Here is a 19,985-nt window from a genome sequence, read left to right as displayed (position 1 = left end):
GGCTCAGGCGTCGCGCAGCCGTTCGACAAGGGCTTCGAAGGCGGCCTGTCCCTGGCCCTGGATGTTGAGTCGGCGTTTGAGGAAACGCTTGCCAGCCCGGGCCACGCGGATCGCCGGAAGCAACGCGGGATTCCCACCGCTGGCGAAAGCGCCGGCGATGTCGGAATCGGAAGGGCGCTGCACAGCCAGCATCGGCGAGCAGGCGTGGACCGATAAGTCGGGATTGTCGCGCAGGAACAGGATGTAGGCACCATCGACAGGCGGTGGCGAAGGGTGGTCGAGCCAGTCCGTGAGATAGGGCACTAACCGTTGCGCGGCGCGGGCCGAAAAACCGACGCAATGTGCGCCTTCGATGTGCTTTTCGCGGAGGGTGTAACCGCCCCACAACACGTCGACGTCCGGCTGCTGGCTCGTCGCGGCGCGAGTGAAATCGCAATCGTCCTCGAGCAACAGCACGCTCTCTTCGGCTTCCGCAGCTTCGCTAAGCACCCGGAGGTGACTGAGGTAGCAGCCATGCTCCCCAATGCTTCGCCACGGCGCAGCCCCGGCAGTACGGGTGGCGTCGCTAAAACTGACGTTCGGTCGACCCCACAGACCGATGCGGCTCAACTCGCCGATCATCTCGTTTCGCCGATCGCTGCGGTCGGCGAGGTTGATGATGCGAACGCGGTCGTAACCTGACAGAAGCAAGACGAGCTCCAGACTGCGCTGGTTGTGACGCCCATCTCGATAGGCAAGCCTAAGCGCGCTTCACCAACTCTCTAGTTGTGGCCGCGGCCAGGCTCAACCGTCGCCGTCGCCAAAGAGGAACTATTAGCGCGGTGGACGTCGGCAGGTAATCGTGAGGAATTCGGGAGATAGGTCCGCTTCGCTTTGCTGCGTTGGCGCGGATGTGCGGCTGCTGCCGTCGCGGCGTTGCATGGCCTCGCTCGCCGCTATCAAGAACTCAGTCGCTCCAGGCGCGCGATGGCGCTTTACTCGCTCGAAGCCGGCAGCCTCGATCAGCCCCAGCAATGCCTGTTCGGAAAGGATGATGAAGTGACGGGGTGCCTCGAGACCGCGCCACAGCCGCCCGAACCGCGCGTGGGTTGGGGCGTCGATATTGGGCGTGTCGATATAGAGCGTGCCACCGGGCTGCAACAAATCGAACGCGGCGCGGACTAATTGGCCAGGGTCTGGGACATGTTCAATCACGTGGCTCATGGTAACGGCGTCGAACACTTCGTCCGCGTCAGCCCATGCTTCGATCGAACCAAGCCGCACGTCCAGACCGGCCGCTCGGGCGCGGACTACAGCGAACTGATCGAAATCGACACCACTGACATGCCAGCCTGACGAACGCGCTTGTTCCAACCACTGACCATTGCCGCAACCCACATCAAGCAAGCGCGCCTTGGGACCGGGTCGGGGCAAATAGCGGAAGGTGTAGTCGATATGTTCGCGCAGTCGCGGAAACAAACTGCCAATCAGGCTCCCTAAAGGGGTGGCCGGCTGACGTCTTCCACCGAAACGCCAGTTTCGATAGCCATTGGCAAGCGCTCGCTTGACCGCTGCGCCTAGCCCTACTGGTGTGGGCGCCTCCGACGATTGCGAGTGCGTATAATAGCCCGCGTAAGCCCGCCCTAGCGAGGTCGATGAAGGCCGCGGGTCGAGGTATGCCGAACGGCAACCCCTGCATTGCCATAGTGACCATTGCCCGGGAGCTGCCAAGTAGCTTGCATCCCACAAATCTTCATAGAGCGGCGCGCGAGACCGGCTGGCGCAGGCCGGGCAGGCGTCTACCGCTTCGAGCTCGTCAAATGGCCAAGGTGTCCCTCGGAGTGTCTCACCATCCGCTAGCATCTGTTCTGCTGAGAGCACGCGGGCAGCCATGTGACGGTTGAACTCAGGCCTAAGCCATTGACAGCTTAGCTGCGAGCTGACGCGGTGCAACCGATACCTGATGAAAACCAAGTCTACTGCCACTGGCGGATGGGGTGGGATTCGAACCCACGGTGAGCTTGCACCCACGGCGGTTTTCAAGACCGCTGCCTTAAACCACTCGGCCACCCATCCCCGCGCCAGGCTCGGTTCAGCGTGGGCGGCCTAGTCTCCTTTTGTGTCATCGTGCAAGGCGGTGGTGAACAGGGCAGGGGGCATTGGCGTTGGTCCCCTATGAACTGGGAGGGTGCATCGCGCGTGGGGCCTAAGGTGACGATGGGGGCGATATGTCTGGGCGTGCTGGCGCTGGCGCCGGCCAACGCGCAGCGCGATCCGCTGTCGCCGCTGCCCGACGTCCCGCGCTCGGCGCCAGTCACCGCGCCGACGCCCGTCACGATCCATTACGGCGCTTCGACGCCTGCCGCGCCCACCTCCCAGCCGCTGACCGGCTTCGCAGCCTATCGCGAGCGGCTCGCCGCCAAGGCACGCGCCGCTGGCATCCGCGAGGCCACGATCCAGAATGTGGTGCCCTATTTGACGCTCAACGCGCGGGTGTTCGAGCTCGACCGCGCCCAGCCGGGGCAGGTCAACAATCCCAATGCGGTGCCGCCCTTCGCGCCCTATCGCGCCAAGCATATCACCGCCGACCTCATCGCCCGCGGTCAGGCGCGCTATTCGGCCAATTATTTATATCTGCGCGCGATCGAGCAGCGCTTCGGGGTGGAGCCGCAGATTGCGCTAGCGATCTATGGGCATGAGACGAGCTATGGCCGGGTGACCGGCGGGTTCGATTTGCCGCAGGTACTCGCCTCGCTCGCCTACGAAGGACGGCGGCGCAGCTTCTTCGAGGACGAGTTCGTCGCCGCGCTGCGCTTGCTTGACCAGGGAGTGCCGCGCAGCCGCCTCAAGGGCAGCTGGGCGGGAGCGACGGGCTATCCGCAATTCATGCCGTCGGTCGTGCTCCGCTTGCGCACCGATGGCGATGGCAACGGCACCGCCGACATCTGGAACAGCGAACTCGACGCGCTGGCGTCGATCGCCGCTTACCTGCGCGATGCGGGCTGGAAGCCGAACGTGCATTGGGGCGTACCGGTGCGGGTCCCAGCCGGGTTCAACCGGGCCGCAGTCCGCTCAACCCTGGTCGCGCCGCGCTGTCCTCAGGTCTACGCGCGGCACAGTCGCTGGCTCAGCATGCGTGAGTGGCGCGCGCTCGGCGTCGTGCCGACCGGTCGCAGTCTACCGGAGAGCGAGCAGGCGACGCTGATCGAGCCCGACGGGCCCGGCGCGACCGCCTATCTCGCGACGGTCAACTATCGCGCGATCCTCGATTACAACTGCTCGAATTTCTACGCGCTGTCGGTCGGACTGCTCGGCGACGCGATCGCGCGGTAGATTTTTCACGCCCGGCGCCCTGGCGGCACTCGCCCGATACGCTCGCTCGCGCTAATCCCGTCTCTCCTTTGGAGCTTGTGTTGATTCCGATGATGCGATCCCTGCTGCTTGCCGCTTCCGCCCTCGGCCTTTCGCTGAGTTCGACCGCCAGCGTCGCGGCGGCGCCGCCGTTCGATACGCCGGCGCGGGTCGCCTATCTAATCGACCTGTCGTCGGGCGCGGAACTCCTCAACAAGAACGCCGATCAGCGGATGCCGCCGGCATCGATGGCGAAGATGATGACCACCGAGGTCGCCTTCGAGCTGATCGACCAGGGCAAGCTGCCGCTCAGCAAGATCTGCACCGTGCGGCCGGAGACCTGGGCGAAATGGCATGGCCCTCAGGCCGGCTCGACCATGTTCCTCAGCCCGAACGAGCAGGTCAGCGTCGAGAATCTTCTCCACGGCATCGTCACCCTGTCTGGCAACGATGCGTCGGTAGTATTGTCCGAGTGCATCGCCGGCACCGAGCAGGCCTTCACGATGCAGATGAATACGCTGGCGGCGAAGCTGGGCCTCAGGAACAGCCACTTCGGCACCGCCAACGGCTGGCCCGACAATGGGGTAACTTATGTCACCGCGCGCGACCTGGCGACGCTCGCCCGGGCCTCGATCGAGCGACACCCCAAGCTCTACAAGCAATTCTATGGGCAGCCGAGCTTCACTTGGGGCAAGACGCTCGGCTCGGGCGCGGACATTAAGCAGGACAATCGCAACCCGATCCTCGGCGCGGTGCCCGGCGCAGACGGGCTCAAGACCGGGCATACCGAGGAAGCCGGCTACGGCTTCACCGGCTCGGCCGAGCAGAACGGCCGCCGCCTGATCGAAGTGCTCGCCGGGCTCGAGACCTATAATTCGCGGATCGTCGAATCGCGGCGGCTGATGGAGTGGGGCTTCGGCGCGTGGCAGACCAAGCCGCTGTTCGCCAACGCGGCCAAGGTCGGCGACGCGCAGGTCCAGCTCGGCAGCGCGGGCACGGTGTCGTTGGTCGCGCCCAAGCCGATCGCGATCACTTATCCGGCCGGACTGACGGTCGGCGACCCCAAGCTCAAAATCCGTTACGACGGCCCGCTCCAGGCGCCGATCGCCAAGGGCCAGCAGATTGCGCAGCTGGTCGTCACCATGCCCGACGGCACGGTCCAGCAGACCCCGCTGGTCGCCGGCGAGGACGTCGGGGAAGCCGGTTTCTTCGGCCGCTTCTGGGCCGGTCTCAAGCAACTGCTGGGGATGGCTTGAGCCAAGCGCGTTTCATTTCCCTCGAAGGTGGCGAAGGCGTCGGCAAGTCGACCCAATTGAAGGCGCTGGCTGACGCCTTGGCCGCCGCTGGCAAGGACGTGCTCACCACCCGCGAGCCGGGTGGCAGCGCCGGAGCCGAGGCGATCCGCTTGCTGCTCCTCGGCGGGAGCGCCGATCGCTGGACGATGCGGGCCGAGGCGCTGCTGTTTGCCGCCGCACGCGCCGACCATATCGCGCAGACCATCCGTCCCGCGCTGGCCGCGGGCCGCTGGGTCTTGTCCGACCGCTTCCTCGATTCGAGCCTAGCTTATCAGGGAGGGGCAGGGGGCCTCGGGATCGAGCAGGTCCGCGAGCTTCATCGCTTCGGCAGCGAGGACTTCCTGCCCGACCGGACACTCGTCCTGGTGCTGCCTGAGGGGCAGGAGCGAGCGCGGGCGCGCGACGGTGAGGCCAGCGATCGCATCGGCGGACGCGACGCGGCCTATCATCAGGCGGTCGCCGACGCCTTCGAGCAGATCGCGTCGGCCGAACCCGAGCGGGTGCGCCTGGTCGATGCCAGCGGTTCGCCCGAAGCGGTGACGGCGCGGCTGCTCGCCGAGCTCGCCGACCTCCTGTGACGCTCTACGGCCAGGACCGCGCGGTGACCGCTTTCCGGGCCGCGCTCGACAGCGGCGCGATGCACCACGCTTGGCTGCTTGCCGGGCCGCGCGGGGTTGGCAAGAACCGCTTTGCGACGCTGGCGGCCGAGCGCGTGCTGGCCGACGCCGCCGGGCCGCGGGTGACCCTCCCGGGGATCTGCACCTCAGCTGACCACCCGATCGCCCACCTGCTCGAAGCGGAGAGTCACCCCGACTTTCGTCGGCTCGAGCGGACCCTCAACGACAAGGGCGACCTTCGCCGCAGCATCACCATCGACCAGGTACGCAAGCTGGGAGACTTGTTCGCGCTGCAGCCGGCGCTGTCCGACTGGCGGGCCGTGGTGATCGACAGCGTCGACGAGCTCGAAGGCGGCGGCGCCAACGCGTTGCTCAAGATGCTCGAGGAGCCGCCCGGGCGAAGCATCTTCTTCCTCGTCAGCCACGCGCCCGGACGGTTGCTGCCGACGATCCGCTCGCGCTGCCGGCTGCTGACCTTCGCACCATTGGACGATGACGCCATGACGGCAGCGCTGGCCGAGGCGCTTCCCGACCTCAGTCCCGCCGAACAGGCGAAGCTGATCCCGCTCGCCGGCGGTAGTGTCGGGCGAGCGGTCAGCATCGCCGAGCTCGACCTCGCCAGCCTGCGCCAGGAGACCGAGGCGATCCTGCGCGAAGGCGATCCCGCCAACGAACGCCGGTCCAAGCTCGCCCGCTCGCTCAGCGGCAAAGCCGCCGCGCCGCGCTACGCGGCCTATCTGGAGTTGCTGCCCGGTCTGGTCGCCGACCACGCCCGCGCCGCGGAAGGCGCGCGCCGTCAGCGGACGCTCGATGCCTATGCGCAGGTGCGCGATCTCGCCAGCTTCGCGCCTCGCCACTCGCTCGACCCGCAAGCGACCGTGTTCCAGCTCGGGACCATCCTCGCCTCCGTTGCCGCCGGGGGACAGGGCGGGTAGGGCGGCAGGCAATGTCCGAGCCTTATTACATCACCACCGCGATCAATTATCCCAACGGTCGGCCCCACATCGGCCACGCCTACGAAGCGATCGCGGCCGACGTCATCGCCCGCTTCCAGCGCGCCCAGGGGCGCGACGTGTTCTTCCAGACCGGGACCGATGAGCACGGCCTCAAGATGGCGCAGGCGGCCCGCGCCGAAGGCATCGAACCGATCGAAATGGCCGACCGAATGGTCTCCGTTTTCAAGGAGATGGACGATCTTCTTGATATTTCTTACGATCGCTACATTCGCACCACCGAGCCGGCGCACTATGCCGCGAGCCAGGCGATTTGGCGGGCGATGGCGGCCAAAGGCGATCTCTACCTCGGCCGCTACGAAGGCTGGTACTCGGTCCGCGACGAAGCCTTTTATGAAGAGGCCGAGCTGCAGGCCGGAGAGGGGGGCGAGAAGCTGTCCCCCCAGGGCACGCCGGTCGAGTGGACCGTCGAGGAGAGCTGGTTCTTCCGCCTCTCGGCCTATCAGGAGCGCCTGCTCAAACTGTTCGCCGAGCAGCCAGACTTCATCCTGCCCGAGAGCCGCCGCAACGAAGTGTTGCGCTTCGTAGAAGGTGGGCTGCAGGATCTCTCGGTCAGCCGGACCAGCTTCGACTGGGGCGTACCCGTGCCCGACAGCCCGGGACACGTCATGTACGTCTGGCTCGACGCGCTGACCAACTACATCACCGGGGTCGGCTATCCTGACGGCGGTGCCAGGTGGGACAGTCACTGGCCCGCCGACCTCCACCTGATCGGCAAGGACGTGGTCCGCTTCCACGCGGTCTATTGGCCGGCCTTCCTGATGAGCGCCGAACTGCCGCTGCCCAGGCACGTGTTCGGTCACGGCCACGTCCTCCTGCGCGGCGAGAAGATGTCCAAGAGCGCGGGCAATGTCGTCGACCCGCTCGCGCTCGCGCGGCGCTTCGGGACCGATGCACTGCGCTATTTCCTGATGCGTGAGATCAGCTTCGGGCAGGATGGCAGCTATTCCGAGGAAGCGATCGTCACCCGATGCAATGCCGAGCTCGCCAACAGCTTCGGCAACCTGGCGCAGCGGACCTTCTCGATGATCGTCAAGAATCTGGACGGGCTCGTGCCGCCGGCTGGCGACGCTCAAAATGACGTCACTTTGCTCGATCAGGTTCGGGTTGCCGGAGAGACGCTCACCGCCGACTTCGGGCGACTGAGCTTTTCGACCGGGCTCGACGCGTGGATGGGCGCGGTCTTCGCCTGCAACGCTTATGTCGATGCGCAGGCGCCGTGGGCACTCAGGAAGACCGACCCCGAGCGGATGGCCGCGGTGCTTGGCACCCTGGCGGCGGCGGTCGAGCAGCTGACTAGGGCGGTGGCGCCGGTGATCCCGTCATCCGCGGCGCGATTGCAGGCCTATATCGAGGAGGGGCGGGCCGCGGGACGGATCGCCGCGCCGCAGCCGCTGTTCCCCCGCTTGGAGCTCGACGAGGCCGCGGCGTGAGCCTGATCGACAGCCACTGCCACCTCAACTACCCCGGCCTGGTCGAAGAGGAAGCGGCGGTGCTCGACCGCGCTCGGGCGCGCGGCGTGCGCGGTTTCCTAAACATCTCGACCCGCCAGCGTGAATGGACTGACGTCATCGCCGCGACCGGGCGCCACGCCGATGTCTGGGCCTCGATCGGGGTCCACCCGCACGAGGCCGACCAGCATCCCGACCTCGGCGCCGACGCGCTCGTCGCGGCCGCCGACCATCCGAAGGTGATCGCGATCGGCGAGTGCGGGCTCGACTATCACTACGACAAGTCCGACCGCGGCGCGCAGAAGGAGCGGTTCGCCGCCCACCTCGAAGCCTCGCGCCGCACCGGTCTGCCGGTCATCGTCCACACCCGCGACGCCGAGGAGGATACGGTCGACCTGCTCAAGAGCGCGCCTGACGTCACCGGCGTGCTCCACTGCTTCACGGGATCGCGGTGGCTGGCCGAGCAGGGGCTTGCGCTCGGCTGGTCGATCAGCCTGTCGGGCATCGTCACCTTCAAGAACGCGCGCGACCTGCAGGAGACCGCCAAAGTCGTTCCAGACGACATGCTGCTGGTCGAGACAGACTCGCCCTTTCTGGCGCCGGTGCCGCATCGCGGGAAGACCTGCGAGCCGGCCTATGTCGCCGACACCGCGGCGTTCGTCGCCGGCCTGCGTGACGTCAGTCCGAAGGTTCTGGCCGAGCAGACCAGCGCCAATTTCTTCCGCCTCTTCGCGAAGGCGGCGCGATGAAGTTGCGGATCCTCGGCTGCGGGACGTCGTCGGGCGTGCCGCGGCTCGGGAATGACTGGGGCAGTTGCGATCCGCTCGACGCGCGCAACCGCCGGATGCGCGCGGCCGCGCTTGTCGAGGCCGGCGGCGAGCGCATCCTCATCGACTGCGGCCCCGACCTGCGCGAGCAGCTCAACGCCGCGGGGGTGGGGGAGGTCGACCGCGTCATCGTGACCCACGATCATGCCGACCACCTCCACGGCATCGACGATATCCGCCAGATCGCCCACAATCGCGGCGACCAGGTCGCGGTCTATGGCCGGCCCGAGTTAATCGCCCGGATCGACGAAAGGTTCGGTTACCTGTTCCATGGCAGCGCGCTTTACCCGGCGGTGGCGCGGCTTGAACCGATCACCGCGGCATGGCAGCTCGGCGAAGTACGGGTCCTATTCTGCGACCAGCCTCACGGCAACATCACTTCGCTTGGGATGCGCTTCGACGAAGGCGGACGCAGCATCGTCTATGCGATCGACTTCCACGCCATGACCGAGGAAATGACGTCGCTCTACGCCGGAGTCGACATCTGGGTGGCCGACGTCCTGCGCCGCCGCCCGCACCCTACCCACGCCCATCTCGACGCGGTGCTCGGCTGGGCGCGTGAGCTCGGGGTCGGACAGTTGGTGCTGAGCCACATGGACAACAGCATGGATGTGCAGCAGCTTGCCTGTGAGCTGCCCGACTGGGCGGTGCCCGCGGTCGACGGAATGGAATTGGGCTGGTGAACGACGACAAGATTCCGCAGGCACTTTATCTGGTCTTGTTCCTGGTCGTGGTGGGCAGTTCGCTTGCGGCGCGACGCTTGCCGCTCAAGGACACCGCCAAGATGGCGCTTGCCTGGGTCGGTATCTTCGCGCTCGGCATCGCCATCGTCGCCTTCAAGGACGAGTGGAAGGTTCTTGGCACCCGCATGACGGCGGCAATCACCGGCGGCGCCAGCCAGGGGGAGGTCGCGGGCGGCGAGCTACGCATCCCCGTGCGCGACGACGGCCATTTCTGGATCCGGGGCATGGTCAACGGCGTGCCCGTCGATTTCCTGATCGACAGCGGCGCGACGACCACCACTGTCGAACAGTCGATTGCGGACGAAGCCAAGCTCGAGACCGGCCTCCGGGTCGAGCAGGTCGATACCGCCAACGGCTCGGTGGTGATGAAGCACAGCGAAGCCAATTCCCTGCAGGTCGGACCGATCGTCCGCAGCGACTTTCCGGTGTTGATCGCTCCGCAGGAAGGGCTCAACGTCCTCGGGATGAATTTCCTGGGATCGCTTCGCGGCTGGCGTTCGGACGGGCGCACGCTCGTCTTGATCCCCTGACCCAGCGCCCCACTTCAGACGCCTTATGAACGACCTTCATCTCGGCAGCCTCTATATCCTCATGGCCATCATGCTGCTCGCGGGCAGTCTGATCAGCCGCCGGAGCCGGGTCGGCAGCACACTCACCATGATGGTGGCATGGGCGACGATCTTCACCGCCGGGTTTGTGGTATTCAGCTTTCGCGACGATCTCGGCTATGTTGCGCAAAGGCTGCGGTCCGAAGCAACCGGCGAGCCGGTTCAGATCGGCCAGACTCTGCGCATTCCGATGGCGCTCGACGGACATTTCTGGGTCGAGGCCGAGGTCAATGGCGTGCCGGTCAAATTCCTCATCGACAGCGGCGCGACAATGACCACTGTTGGCGCGGCTACCGCCGCCGAGACGAGACTGCGGGCGCTCGAGGGGCGCGGGCAACTGGTCCGCACCGGCAACGGCGTGATCCGCGTCGGCCGCGCGCGCGCTGACACGATCGCCCTCGAAGGCGTCGAACGGCGCGACATGACTGTGTTCGTCGCCGGTAACGACGACATCAACGTGCTTGGGATGAACTGGCTGTCGTCGTTGCAGCGGTGGGGGGTCGAGGGGCGCTGGTTGATTCTGGAGGCGTGAAAACGTCAGTTCAGCCATCTTTAACTTACATAATGCATATTATCATACTTATGCTGAAGCGTCGCGAAGGCAGATGCGGCCCACTCGCCCCGGTGCTTCTCGACTGCAGACGCCGGACCCAAGGCTTGCGCCAGCCACGCCCGTCAACTTAGTCCCCAAGACATGACGAACGAACCTGTACAACCTGACGCGTCGGCCGCGCTGCAGCGACTTGTCGATATCATGGCGCGGCTGCGCGATCCGGTGCACGGGTGCGAATGGGACAGCGTCCAGACCTTCGCCACCATTGCGCCCTACACGATCGAGGAAGCCTATGAGGTCGCTGATGCGATCGAGCGCGGCGACATCGACGACCTCAAGGGCGAACTCGGCGACCTTGCGCTGCAGGTGATCTTTCACGCGCAGATGGCAGTCGAGGCCGGGCATTTCACCTTGGCGGAAGTACTGGACGGGATCTCCGACAAGCTCGAGCGGCGCCATCCGCACATCTTCGGCGACGCCACGCACGGCGGTCATCACCTGTGGGAGCAGATCAAGGCCGAAGAACGCGCCGGTTCGACCGACCAGAGCGCCCTGGGCGGCGTGGCATTGGCGCTGCCGGCGCTCGAACGCGCGGCTAAATTGCAGAAGCGTGCCGCGCGGACCGGGTTCGACTGGCCCGATAGCGAAGGCCCGCGCGTCAAGGTGATCGAGGAACTCGACGAACTCGCCGAGGCGGCCGAAGATCAGCGCGAAGAAGAGCTTGGTGATCTCCTCTTTGCGGTCGTTAACCTGGCACGAAAACTCAATATCGAACCCGAACTGGCTCTTCGCAAAGCGAATTCCAAGTTTGAAAGACGCTTTCGTGCGATCGAGACGGCGCCGGACTTCGCCAACCTTGATCTCGACGCCAAGGAAAGCTTGTGGCGCGCGGTCAAAGCGACTGAAAGCGAGTCCAGTTTTCCGGACTGAGCCGCACCGCTAGACGGATCGTCTCGCCGTCCAGCCGCTGGTCGAGCACCTCGCCATGGCTGTGCAGCCAGGCCAGCCGCCCGCCCTCGCCCGCGGGCAATTTGAGCTGGTGGAGGACGTTACCTTTCCCAAGCAGCTTCCCGACTTGCTCGCGAAGAGTTTCGACACCGTCGCCGGTGACCGCCGAGATCGGCACGACATCATCGCGCCGTGCCGCCTCCGCTTTCACCGCCTCGCGGTCAGCCGGTTCTAGCAAGTCGACCTTATTCCACACCTCGAGCCGCGGTGGCCCCTGCCCTTCCTCAAGTCCGAGCGAGACGAGCACGGCCTCGACGTCCGCCTTTTGCGCGTCGCTGTCGGGGTGGACGATGTCGCGCACGTGGAGGATGACGTCGGCCGAGTTCACTTCCTCGAGCGTCGCGCGAAAGGCGGCAATGAGCTCGGTCGGCAGGTTCGAGACGAAGCCGACCGTATCCGACAGGATCGCCTTATCGAAACCTGGCAGCCGGATCTCGCGCATGGTCGGGTCAAGGGTCGCGAACAGCAAATCCTCGGCAAACACCTCGGCGCGAGTCAGGCGGTTGAACAGCGTCGATTTGCCGGCATTGGTGTAGCCGACCAGCGCGACCACCGGCCAAGGTGCGCGCTGGCGGCGGTCGCGATGAAGACCGCGCGTGCGGCGGACCTGCTCGAGCTCCCGGCGGATCTTGGCCATCCGGTCGCGGATCAGCCGGCGGTCGGCCTCGATCTGGGTTTCGCCCGGGCCGCCGAGGAAGCCGAAGCCGCCGCGCTGGCGCTCGAGGTGGGTCCAGCTGCGGACCAGCCGGCCCGCCTGATAATCGAGGTGGGCGAGCTCGACCTGCAGCCGACCCTCGGCGGTCGCGGCACGCTCGCCGAAGATTTCGAGAATGAGGCCGGTGCGGTCGATGACCTTGGCCTTGGTCTGGTCTTCGAGTTGCTTCTGCTGGACCGGTGACAGCGCGGCGTCGACCACCAGCAGCTTCGCAGCATGCTCCTCGACCAGCGCGCCGATTTTCTCGACCTGACCCTTGCCGAACAAGGTGGCGGGGCGCGGCTGGCGGATGCGGAACGCGCGTCGCCCGACCACGTCGATGCCGATGGCTGCGGCAAGGCCCTGCGCCTCGTCGAGCTTGGCGTCGACCGACCTAGCGCTGGCCGACACACCCTCGTGGCGGTCGGGCAGAACCACCAGCGCGCGTTCGCCGCGACCGATGCCTTCTTCGCGCGCGAGACTGAACTCGCTCACTTGGCGGCTCCATCCTCGTCGGCATCGCCGAGCGACAGCGACTTATGCGGCTGGATGGTCGAGACCGCATGCTTGTAGACGAGTTGCACCTGCCCGCCGCGACCGAGCAGCATCGAGAAGCGGTTGAAGGCCAGGACCTCGCCCTGCAGCATCACGCCGTTGATCAAAAACACCGTCATCGTCTCGCCGGCACGGATGGCGGCGGCGAGGAAGCGATCCTGCAGCGTTGCCTTGCCGGCGTTCTGCGCGCCCTGGAACAGGTCGAGGTCGATGTCGTCCGGGGTCTCCGCCGGCAGGATGGTCGACATCGCATGCTTGTAGATGAGCTGGCTCACCCCGTCGCGGCGAAGCAGCAGCGAAAACGCATCGAACCAGGTGATAACGCCCTGCAGCTTCACCCCTTTGACCAAAAAAATGGTCACCGGGGTCTTGGAGCGGCGCAGGCTGTTGAGGAAATGGTCCTGTAAACTGAGCGGCTTATCGGCCAAACTTGTGATCTTTCTATTCCTCGCTAGGCTGGTTCTTGTCGCCCAGCCCAAGAGCCTTGAGCTTCCGGTGAAGCGCCGAACGCTCCATTCCGATGAACGAAGCGGTCCGCGAGATGTTGCCCGAGAAGCGGCGGATCTGAACCCGGAGATATTCGCGCTCGAAGCTCTCTCGGGCCTCGCGGAGCGGTGAGCCCATGATCGACAGGGTGGTGTTGTTGAGCCCGCCAGCGCCGCCGGTGTCGAGCACTTCGGCTGGCAGCATGTCGACGTCGATTCGCCCTAGCCGCTCGGTCGGCGCAAGGATCACGGTCCGCTCGATGATATTGCGCAACTGGCGGACGTTACCTGGCCAGTCATGCGCCTGCAGCGCTGCCAGCGCCTCTTCGGACAGGCTCGGCACCGCGACCCGCCGCTCGCTGGCGAAACGAGCGAGGAAGTGGTTGGCAATCTCGGCGATATCCTCGCGCCGCTCGCGCAGCGGCGGAATGCGTACCGGCACGACGTTGAGGCGGTAGAAGAGATCCTCGCGGAAGCGGCTATTGGCAATCTCTTCCTGAAGATTGCGCGCAGTTGACGAGAGCACCCGGACGTCGACCTTGACCGGGCGCGAGCCGCCGATGCGGGTGAAGCTCTGGTCGGTTAGCACCCGGAGGACCTTGCCCTGGGTGGTGATCGGCATGTCGGCGATTTCGTCGAGGAACAAAGTGCCGCCGTGCGCCTGCTCGAGCAGGCCCGGGCGGGCGATCCCGTCATGCTCGCTGCCGAACAATTCCTCTTCCATCCGCTCGGGCTCCATCATCGCTGCCGAAACGACGATGAAGGGAGCTCCGGCGCGGGTGCTCCAGATGTGGATGGTCCGCGCGGCGATTTCTTTACCGACCCCGGCGGGGCCGGTGATCATCACCCGGCTTCCGGTCGGGGCAACGCGCTTCAGGGTCGCGCGGACGGTGTTAATCGCGACCGACGCGCCGTTGAGTTGCTCATCATGGCCGGCACGCTCGCGCAGGGTGGCCACTTCCTTCCGCAACCGGTCGGTCTCGGTCGCGCGGCCGACGAGGTGGAGCAGGCGATTGGCCTCGAACGGCTTCTCGATGAAGTCGATCGCGCCCTCGCGGATCGCGGCCACCGCCGTGTCGAGATTACCGTGGCCCGAGATCATCAGCACCGGCAGGCTGGGATCGCGGCGCTTGATCTCTTCGAGCAACTGCAGCCCGTCGAGCCGCGAACCCTGCAGCCAGACGTCGAGCAGCGCCAAGCTGGGCCGCCGCTCCTCGATGAGGTCGAGCGCTTCGGTGCTGTTGGCGGCCGAACGCACGGCATAGCCTTCGTCCTCCAGCACGCCGGCCACCAGTTCGCGGATGTCTGCCTCGTCGTCGACGACCAATACTTCGAGCGCCATAAGCGATCAGCTCTCCTCGTTGGCGATGGTGCCGGGTTCGGCGGCCTCGGCGGCTTCCGCGGCTTCGGCGAGCAGCTTCAGCTTTTGCTTATCGAAGGCGATGCGGACGTGGGTACCGCCGCCGGCACGGTCGAGGAAGGCGATCTCGCCGCCATGCTCCTCGACGATTTTCTTGACGATGGCGAGCCCGAGGCCGGTGCCGCGGACGCGCGTCGTCATATAGGGTTCGGTCAAACGCTCGCGGTCCTCGGGCAGGCCGATGCCGGTGTCGGTCACGTCAATGACGAGCTGAGCCTCGCTGTCGCAGATCGTCAGCTTGACGCGGTCGCCGGCAAGGCTGTGTTCACCGCGGATGCGGCGCGCCTCGATCGCTTCGACCGCATTCTTGACCACGTTGGTCAGCGCCTGGCTGAGCTGCCGGCGGTCGCAAATCATGCGGATGTCGCCCGCCGGCGGCTCGAGCGCGAAGCTGACGCCAGGGTGGGCGACTTCGTGCAGGAACAGCGCGGTGCGCGCGACGTCGTGGACGTTCTCTTCGCGGAATACCGGCTTGGGCATCCGCGCGAAGTTGCTGAATTCGTCGACCATCCGGCGAAGGTCGCCGACCTGGCGAATGATCGTCTCGGTCAGCCGCCCGAAAGTCTCGGGCTCGGTCTGAACTTCCTTGCCGTAGCGCCGCTGGAGCCGCTCGGCGGCAAGCTGAATTGGCGTCAGCGGATTCTTGATCTCATGCGCAATGCGACGGGCGATGTCCGACCAGGCTGCGCGGCGTTGGTCGGCCAGCTGGTCGGTGATATCGTCGAAGGTCAGGACGGTGCCGTCCGAGTAACGTACCCGCTTTACCGCCAGCGTCCGCTGGCCGTGGTCGGAGCGGACCAGAACGTCGGCTTCGCGCTGCTCGCCATTGAGGAACTCGTCGAGCTCGCTCGACAGGTGTGACAATCCCTTCCCCTCGGCGGCCTCTCCGCCATGCTCGAGCAAGGTGCCGGCGGAGCGGTTGAGCAGCAGCACGTTGCGCTGCTGGTCGAGCGCGATCACACCGGCGGTGACGCTGCCCAGCACCGCCTCGATGAAGGCACGGCGGGTGTCGAGCTGGGTGTTGGCTGTCTTGAGCGTCTCGGTTTGCTCCTCGAGCCGCCCGGTCATCCGGTTGAAGGCCGCGGCAAGCACGCCGATCTCATCATCACTCTTTTGGATCGGCACCCGGGTCGAAAAATCGCCCTCTTCCACTCGCCCGGCGGCATCGACCAGCGCGCCCACCGGCCGAACCAATCGGTCGGCCAGCTTGAGCGCGCCGAGGATCGACAGGCCGACAATCACCAGCGATCCCAGCAGAAGCGCGGCATTGAATCGCAACTGCAGGCTGCGCGCCCGTTCAAGCGTCGCCTTGTAGCCGCTCGCCGCCGAGCGCGCTTCGCCCAAGGCTTGGACCGCCGCTGCGTTGATCTCGCGCGCGCCGTAAAGATAGACTGGAAGATCGGGATCGAGCCGGATCATCCCCTCGACCCGGTCGGGCGTCGCGATCTTGATCGCGACCTGCCCGGCCTTGAGGTTCTTCACCTCGGCCGGCGAGAAACGCTGCTGGATGGGGCGGTCGTCGTAATTGATGACCGCCTGGGTGTTCCACTGGTTGCCGACGGCGGTAAGGATCGCCGATTCCCGCAACTGGCGGGCCGCGATCTGATAGATGAAGACCGTCTTGTAGTTCTCGCTGCTGGCGCCGAACTGGTTGATCGCGCGGACCATGTCGAGGCCCATCGCCGCCAGGTCGTCGCGGAGACGATTGCGGTGCTCGTTGTCATAGATCGACGCGGTGCGCTCGGCCTGCTGGAGCACTGTCCGCGCTCGGTCGGAGAACCAGAATTCCATCCCCGACTGGAACAGCACTGAGGCGAAGATCGCGACCAGCACGGTCGGGGTCGCGGCGATGACCGAGAAAAGTGCCACCAGGCGCGTGTGGAGCAGCCCCGTCCCCAGTCCGCCCGCTTCCGCCCGCCGCAGCGCCACGCGGCGGCTGAACAGGACCATCAGGACGATCGCCGGAATGAGGTTGGCGACGAGCAGCAGCGCCGCGACTTCAGGCGAGAGGGTATTTTCCTGATTACCCCCGCGCAGCAGGGTGAAGCTGAGCGCCAGCATGCTCACCAGCACCAGCGCTGCCACCAGCTCGGCGACGCGATAGAAGCGGCCGTTGGCGCGCTCCTTGGCCAGCCACCGGCGCAGGCTCGGCGGCTGATTCCTGTTATTCGCGCTGGTCCGAGCGTCCATTGCCGGCGGGCCTAGCACGGCCCCGTTGCATAAAGAACACAGTTGTTGCGGGTGGCGTTAACTTTTTTCAGGCCGCCGCGCGGCTGAGCCAGGGTGCGTAAAATTCGCGCAGCATGGCGACGACTACCGCCGGATCGTCCTGTGTGTTGACGCGATTGCGGAACTCGGCCGAGCCGGTCAGCCCCTTGGTGTACCAGCCGATGTGCTTGCGGGCGAGATTGACCCCCGTCTGCCCGCCATAGAGCGACTGCATGGCGTCATATTGCTCGAGAATGAGCGCGAGTTGCTCGTCCATCGAGGGATCGGGCCGGGTGCCGCCGGCGAGATCCGCCATCACCTGGCCGAGCAGCCAGGGGCGGCCGTAGGCGCCGCGCCCGACCATCACCCCGTCGGCGCCCGACTGAGCGAGCGCCTCGCGCGCATCGGCAACCGAGCAAATGTCGCCATTGACGATCACCGGCAGGCTGACCGCTTGCTTGACCGAGCGGACGAAGCGCCAGTCGGCCGAGCCCTTGTACATCTGGTTGCGGGTGCGGCCGTGGACCGTGATCAGCTTGGCGCCGAGATCCTCGGCGATGCGCGCCAGCTCGGGCGCGTTTAAGCTGTCGTGGCACCAGCCCATGCGCATCTTGACCGTCACCGGTACCGACACCGCCTTCACAGTCGCTTCGATGATGCTGGCGGCAAGCGGCAAGTCGCGCATCAGCGCCGAGCCGGCATCGCCGTTGACGACTTTCTTGACCGGGCAACCCATGTTGATGTCGATGATCGCTGCGCCGCGCTGCTCGTTGAGCTTTGCGGCCTCGGCCATCTCCCGCGGGCTGCAGCCGGCCAGTTGGAGGCTGACCGGTTCTTCCGACGGATCCCACAGCGCCTTCTGTAGACTCTGCCGGGTCTCGCGGATCGCCGCCTGGCTGGCGATCATCTCGCTGACCGTCAGCCCCGCGCCGTAGCGCTTGACCGCCTTGCGGAACGGCAGGTCAGTGACCCCGGTCATCGGCGCGAGGATGACGGGCGCGTCGATCCGGACCGGGCCGATCGAGATAGGCTTGAAGCTGTCCATGGGAGGGGGCGCCTTTACAGGAAGGGTCCGGAACGGGCAAGGCGCGGCTCCTGTGAGCAAGGTCACCGCCCTCATCGTCGCCGCCGGCAGGGGCAGCCGCTTGGGCGGCGACACCCCGAAGCAGTTTCGCGCGCTCGGCGGCAAGCCAACGGTACGCCGCGCGGTCGAGCCCTTCCTCGCCCATCCCAGGGTCGGTGCGGTGCGGGTGGTGGTCGGCCCCGACCAGCAGGTCCAAGCCGCCGCCGCGCTCACCGGTCTCGGCGTGGGAGACCTCATCCTTGGCGGCAGCGAACGCGCCGACAGCGTCCGCGCCGGCCTCGCCGCGATTGGAAGCGGGGTCGTTCTCATCCACGACGCCGCCCGCCCCTTCTGCCCTCCCGAAGTGATCGACCGACTGCTCGCGGCGCTGGCGGGTGCCGATGGCGCGGTGCCGGTGCTGCCCGTCGCCGACACGCTAGCCAAGGGCGACCGCGAGTTGCGCGGCACGGTCAACCGGACGAACCTGCTTCGCGTCCAGACGCCGCAGGCCTTCCACGTCGAGGATTTGATTTACGCGATGGACGAGGCCGGCAGAAGCGCGGCGACCGACGAAAGCACCGTTCTGCAGAATGCCGGTCTACGCGTCGCGACCGTTGCCGGCGATGAGATGCTGCATAAGCTGACGGATACAAGGGATTGGGAACGTGCGGAAATGATGCTGGCCTCGCAACTTTCAGTCCGCACCGGCATGGGCTTTGATGTCCATGCGTTCGAGGGGCCAGGTCCGCTGGTCATGGGCGGGGTCGAGATCGCCCATGCGCACGGGCTGGCCGGGCATAGCGATGCCGACGTCGTGCTCCATGCCCTGACCGACGCGCTGCTCGGCGCAGCCGCGCTGGGCGACATCGGCCAGCATTTCCCCCCGTCCGACCCGCAGTGGAAAGGCGCGTCGTCGGACCGCTTCCTCCGACATGCCGTCGACCTGATCGAGGGGCGCGGCGGACGGATCGACCATCTCGACTGCACGATCATTTGCGAAGCCCCCAAGGTTGGCCCGCATCGCTCAGCCATCCAGGCCCGGGTGGCCGAAATCGCTGGCGTTCGCCCCGAGCGGGTGAGCATAAAGGCGACCACCACCGAGCGGCTGGGTTTTACCGGACGCGGTGAAGGCATCGCCGCGCAGGCGGTCGCCACTATCCGCCTGCCCGAGGAGGCCTGAAGCCATGGACAGCCTGCTTCCCGAACGCCTCGTCGCCAAGGCTCGCGACGTGGTCGAACGCAACCGCGCCGCCGGGCGCACGATCGCCTTGGCGGAAAGCTGCACTGGCGGACTGGTGAGCGCGGCGCTGACCGAGATCGCCGGCTCGTCAGACGTCTTCCTGGCGAGCTACGTGGTCTATTCGAACGAGGCCAAGATGGCCGCGCTCAAGGTTAGCGAAGACGTGGTCGGGACGTTTGGCGCCGTCAGCGTCGCGACCGCTTGGGCGATGGCGCGCGGCGCCCTACTCTCGTCCGGAGCGGATGTGGCGGTGGCGATCACTGGCATCGCCGGGCCCGGGGGCGGAACGCCGACCAAGCCGGTCGGAACCGTCGTCTTCGCCCGCGCCGAACGCGACGAGGATCCTTCAAAGATCGTCGCCGACAGCCGGCTGTTCGACGCCGCCGAGGGCCGCGCCGGGATTAGGCTTCAGGCGGCGCTTTGCGCGCTCGAGCTGCTAGAGCCATAGAGGCTAGCGGCGCGCTGCTCGAAGGCGCCGGTCATTTTCCTCAGCGCGCGGTCGAACACCTGTCCGGCGACCGCCTCGAAAATTCGCGAGCGAAAGGCGAAATCGACCGAGAAATGCACGTCGGTGCCGCCATCGGCCGCGGGCACGAAGCGCCACTCATTATGAAGATATTTGAGCGGGCCCTCGACATAGTCGACCACGATCCGGTCGGGTCGATGCTTGGCGACCTTGCTGGTAAAGCGTTCCTTGAAGGCCCCGAAGCCGACGATGAGGTCGGCGACCAACTCGGTCTCGCTCGACGAGCGCACTCGGACCGCAGTTACCCACGGGAGGAACTCGGCGTAGCGCTTTACGTCCGCGACCAGCTCGAACAGCTGCTCGGGCGTGTAGGGCAGATGCTTGACCTCGCTGTGACGCGGCATGGCGA

20 protein-coding genes and 1 tRNA gene are annotated in these 19,985 nt (G+C 66.2%); 12 read left to right on the top strand and 9 right to left on the bottom strand.

The features are described from left to right. Positions 1-3 precede the first annotated feature (3 nt). From GCU42_RS03230 to GCU42_RS03220, 3 genes are all read right to left on the bottom strand, one after another. The gene (locus tag GCU42_RS03230) at positions 4-621 is read right to left on the bottom strand and encodes a glycosyltransferase family 25 protein (protein ID WP_152569429.1); all 618 of its coding nucleotides are present in this window, start codon (positions 619-621) and stop codon (positions 4-6) included. 192 nt (positions 622-813) lie between these two features. Beyond that, positions 814-1,458: a class I SAM-dependent methyltransferase gene (locus tag GCU42_RS14955; protein WP_162789221.1), complete on the bottom strand. Its 645-nt coding sequence runs from the start codon at positions 1,456-1,458 to the stop codon at positions 814-816. Between the two features lie 507 nt (positions 1,459-1,965). Further along, positions 1,966-2,055: transfer RNA gene (locus GCU42_RS03220), tRNA-Ser, on the bottom strand. Between the two features lie 141 nt (positions 2,056-2,196). Here GCU42_RS03220 and GCU42_RS03215 point away from each other — a divergent pair. From GCU42_RS03215 to mazG, 10 genes are all read left to right on the top strand, one after another. Beyond that, positions 2,197-3,312 (top strand): lytic murein transglycosylase, encoded by a 1,116-nt coding sequence (locus GCU42_RS03215; RefSeq protein ID WP_114227865.1) that lies wholly within the window; start codon positions 2,197-2,199, stop codon positions 3,310-3,312. Positions 3,313-3,401: 89 nt separating this feature from the next. Further along, positions 3,402-4,586, top strand: coding sequence for a D-alanyl-D-alanine carboxypeptidase family protein (locus GCU42_RS03210; RefSeq protein WP_114227866.1), 1,185 nt, complete (start codon positions 3,402-3,404; stop codon positions 4,584-4,586). After that, a complete protein-coding gene (gene tmk, locus GCU42_RS03205) occupies positions 4,583-5,203 on the top strand; it encodes a dTMP kinase (RefSeq protein ID WP_114227867.1) in 621 nt (206 codons plus the stop codon). The genes GCU42_RS03210 and tmk overlap by 4 nt, the downstream gene beginning before the upstream one ends. Positions 5,204-5,226: 23 nt before the next feature. Beyond that, positions 5,227-6,177, top strand: a complete 951-nt coding sequence (locus GCU42_RS03200; RefSeq protein WP_240309475.1) for a DNA polymerase III subunit delta' — start codon at positions 5,227-5,229, stop codon at positions 6,175-6,177. An 11-nt stretch (positions 6,178-6,188) separates the two neighbouring features. Next, positions 6,189-7,688, top strand: coding sequence for a methionine--tRNA ligase (metG, locus tag GCU42_RS03195; protein WP_114227869.1), 1,500 nt, complete (start codon positions 6,189-6,191; stop codon positions 7,686-7,688). Next, on the top strand, positions 7,685-8,455 hold the full coding sequence (locus GCU42_RS03190) for a TatD family hydrolase (protein WP_114227870.1): 771 nt from the start codon (positions 7,685-7,687) through the stop codon (positions 8,453-8,455). Before metG ends, GCU42_RS03190 begins: the two co-directional genes overlap by 4 nt. Next, a complete protein-coding gene (locus GCU42_RS03185) occupies positions 8,452-9,216 on the top strand; it encodes an MBL fold metallo-hydrolase (RefSeq protein WP_114227871.1) in 765 nt (254 codons plus the stop codon). Before GCU42_RS03190 ends, GCU42_RS03185 begins: the two co-directional genes overlap by 4 nt. After that, complete coding sequence (locus GCU42_RS03180) at positions 9,213-9,806, top strand: retropepsin-like aspartic protease family protein (protein ID WP_114227872.1); 594 nt, start codon at positions 9,213-9,215, stop codon at positions 9,804-9,806. The genes GCU42_RS03185 and GCU42_RS03180 overlap by 4 nt, the downstream gene beginning before the upstream one ends. Positions 9,807-9,867: 61 nt before the next feature. Next, positions 9,868-10,416 (top strand): retropepsin-like aspartic protease family protein, encoded by a 549-nt coding sequence (locus tag GCU42_RS03175; RefSeq protein WP_162789222.1) that lies wholly within the window; start codon positions 9,868-9,870, stop codon positions 10,414-10,416. A 162-nt stretch (positions 10,417-10,578) separates the two neighbouring features. After that, complete coding sequence (gene mazG / locus GCU42_RS03170; RefSeq protein WP_114227874.1) at positions 10,579-11,367, top strand: nucleoside triphosphate pyrophosphohydrolase; 789 nt, start codon at positions 10,579-10,581, stop codon at positions 11,365-11,367. Here mazG and hflX read toward each other — a convergent pair. From hflX to dusB, 5 genes are all read right to left on the bottom strand, one after another. After that, positions 11,330-12,634, bottom strand: a complete 1,305-nt coding sequence (gene hflX, locus GCU42_RS03165; RefSeq protein WP_114227875.1) for a GTPase HflX — start codon at positions 12,632-12,634, stop codon at positions 11,330-11,332. The two genes, mazG and hflX, sit on opposite strands and share 38 nt — an antisense overlap. After that, on the bottom strand, positions 12,631-13,122 hold the full coding sequence (gene hfq / locus GCU42_RS03160) for an RNA chaperone Hfq (RefSeq protein ID WP_114227876.1): 492 nt from the start codon (positions 13,120-13,122) through the stop codon (positions 12,631-12,633). The genes hflX and hfq overlap by 4 nt, the downstream gene beginning before the upstream one ends. A gap of 13 nt (positions 13,123-13,135) precedes the next feature. Next, positions 13,136-14,521: a nitrogen assimilation response regulator NtrX gene (gene ntrX / locus GCU42_RS03155; protein WP_114227877.1), complete on the bottom strand. Its 1,386-nt coding sequence runs from the start codon at positions 14,519-14,521 to the stop codon at positions 13,136-13,138. Positions 14,522-14,527: 6 nt separating this feature from the next. Beyond that, complete coding sequence (locus GCU42_RS03150) at positions 14,528-16,789, bottom strand: sensor histidine kinase NtrY-like (RefSeq protein ID WP_114227878.1); 2,262 nt, start codon at positions 16,787-16,789, stop codon at positions 14,528-14,530. Between the two features lie 67 nt (positions 16,790-16,856). Then, positions 16,857-17,852 carry a tRNA dihydrouridine synthase DusB gene (gene dusB / locus GCU42_RS03145; RefSeq protein WP_114227879.1) on the bottom strand — a complete coding sequence of 332 codons (996 nt, stop codon included), beginning with the start codon at positions 17,850-17,852 and terminating at the stop codon, positions 16,857-16,859. Between the two features lie 52 nt (positions 17,853-17,904). Here dusB and GCU42_RS03140 point away from each other — a divergent pair, with 52 nt between their 5' ends. Beyond that, the gene (locus GCU42_RS03140) at positions 17,905-19,050 is read left to right on the top strand and encodes a bifunctional 2-C-methyl-D-erythritol 4-phosphate cytidylyltransferase/2-C-methyl-D-erythritol 2,4-cyclodiphosphate synthase (RefSeq protein ID WP_240309476.1); all 1,146 of its coding nucleotides are present in this window, start codon (positions 17,905-17,907) and stop codon (positions 19,048-19,050) included. A 4-nt stretch (positions 19,051-19,054) separates the two neighbouring features. Beyond that, complete coding sequence (locus GCU42_RS03135; protein WP_114227880.1) at positions 19,055-19,558, top strand: CinA family protein; 504 nt, start codon at positions 19,055-19,057, stop codon at positions 19,556-19,558. Here the strand turns inward: GCU42_RS03135 and GCU42_RS03130 are convergent. Then, positions 19,519-19,980, bottom strand: coding sequence for a type II toxin-antitoxin system RatA family toxin (locus tag GCU42_RS03130; protein ID WP_114227881.1), 462 nt, complete (start codon positions 19,978-19,980; stop codon positions 19,519-19,521). The two genes, GCU42_RS03135 and GCU42_RS03130, sit on opposite strands and share 40 nt — an antisense overlap. Between the last annotated feature and the right edge of the window lie 5 nt (positions 19,981-19,985).

Source organism: Sphingomonas ginsengisoli An et al. 2013 (assembly GCF_009363895.1).
Taxonomy (GTDB): Bacteria; Pseudomonadota; Alphaproteobacteria; order Sphingomonadales; family Sphingomonadaceae; genus Sphingomicrobium; species Sphingomicrobium ginsengisoli.
This window is presented reverse-complemented; position numbering and strand designations above follow the sequence as displayed.

Excerpts from the sequence above, each read along its gene's own strand:
- GCU42_RS03230 (WP_152569429.1), bottom strand. The coding sequence starts at position 621 with ATGATCGGCGAGTTGAGCCGCATCGGTCTGTGGGGTCGACCGAACGTC.
- GCU42_RS03215 (WP_114227865.1), top strand. The coding sequence starts at position 2,197 with ATGGGGGCGATATGTCTGGGCGTGCTGGCGCTGGCGCCGGCCAACGCG.
- GCU42_RS03210 (WP_114227866.1), top strand. The coding sequence starts at position 3,402 with ATGATGCGATCCCTGCTGCTTGCCGCTTCCGCCCTCGGCCTTTCGCTG.
- metG (WP_114227869.1), top strand. The coding sequence starts at position 6,189 with ATGTCCGAGCCTTATTACATCACCACCGCGATCAATTATCCCAACGGT.
- GCU42_RS03185 (WP_114227871.1), top strand. The coding sequence starts at position 8,452 with ATGAAGTTGCGGATCCTCGGCTGCGGGACGTCGTCGGGCGTGCCGCGG.
- GCU42_RS03175 (WP_162789222.1), top strand. The coding sequence starts at position 9,868 with ATGGCCATCATGCTGCTCGCGGGCAGTCTGATCAGCCGCCGGAGCCGG.
- mazG (WP_114227874.1), top strand. The coding sequence starts at position 10,579 with ATGACGAACGAACCTGTACAACCTGACGCGTCGGCCGCGCTGCAGCGA.
- ntrX (WP_114227877.1), bottom strand. The coding sequence starts at position 14,521 with ATGGCGCTCGAAGTATTGGTCGTCGACGACGAGGCAGACATCCGCGAA.
- GCU42_RS03150 (WP_114227878.1), bottom strand. The coding sequence starts at position 16,789 with ATGGACGCTCGGACCAGCGCGAATAACAGGAATCAGCCGCCGAGCCTG.
- dusB (WP_114227879.1), bottom strand. The coding sequence starts at position 17,852 with ATGGACAGCTTCAAGCCTATCTCGATCGGCCCGGTCCGGATCGACGCG.
- GCU42_RS03135 (WP_114227880.1), top strand. The coding sequence starts at position 19,055 with ATGGACAGCCTGCTTCCCGAACGCCTCGTCGCCAAGGCTCGCGACGTG.
- GCU42_RS03130 (WP_114227881.1), bottom strand. The coding sequence starts at position 19,980 with ATGCCGCGTCACAGCGAGGTCAAGCATCTGCCCTACACGCCCGAGCAG.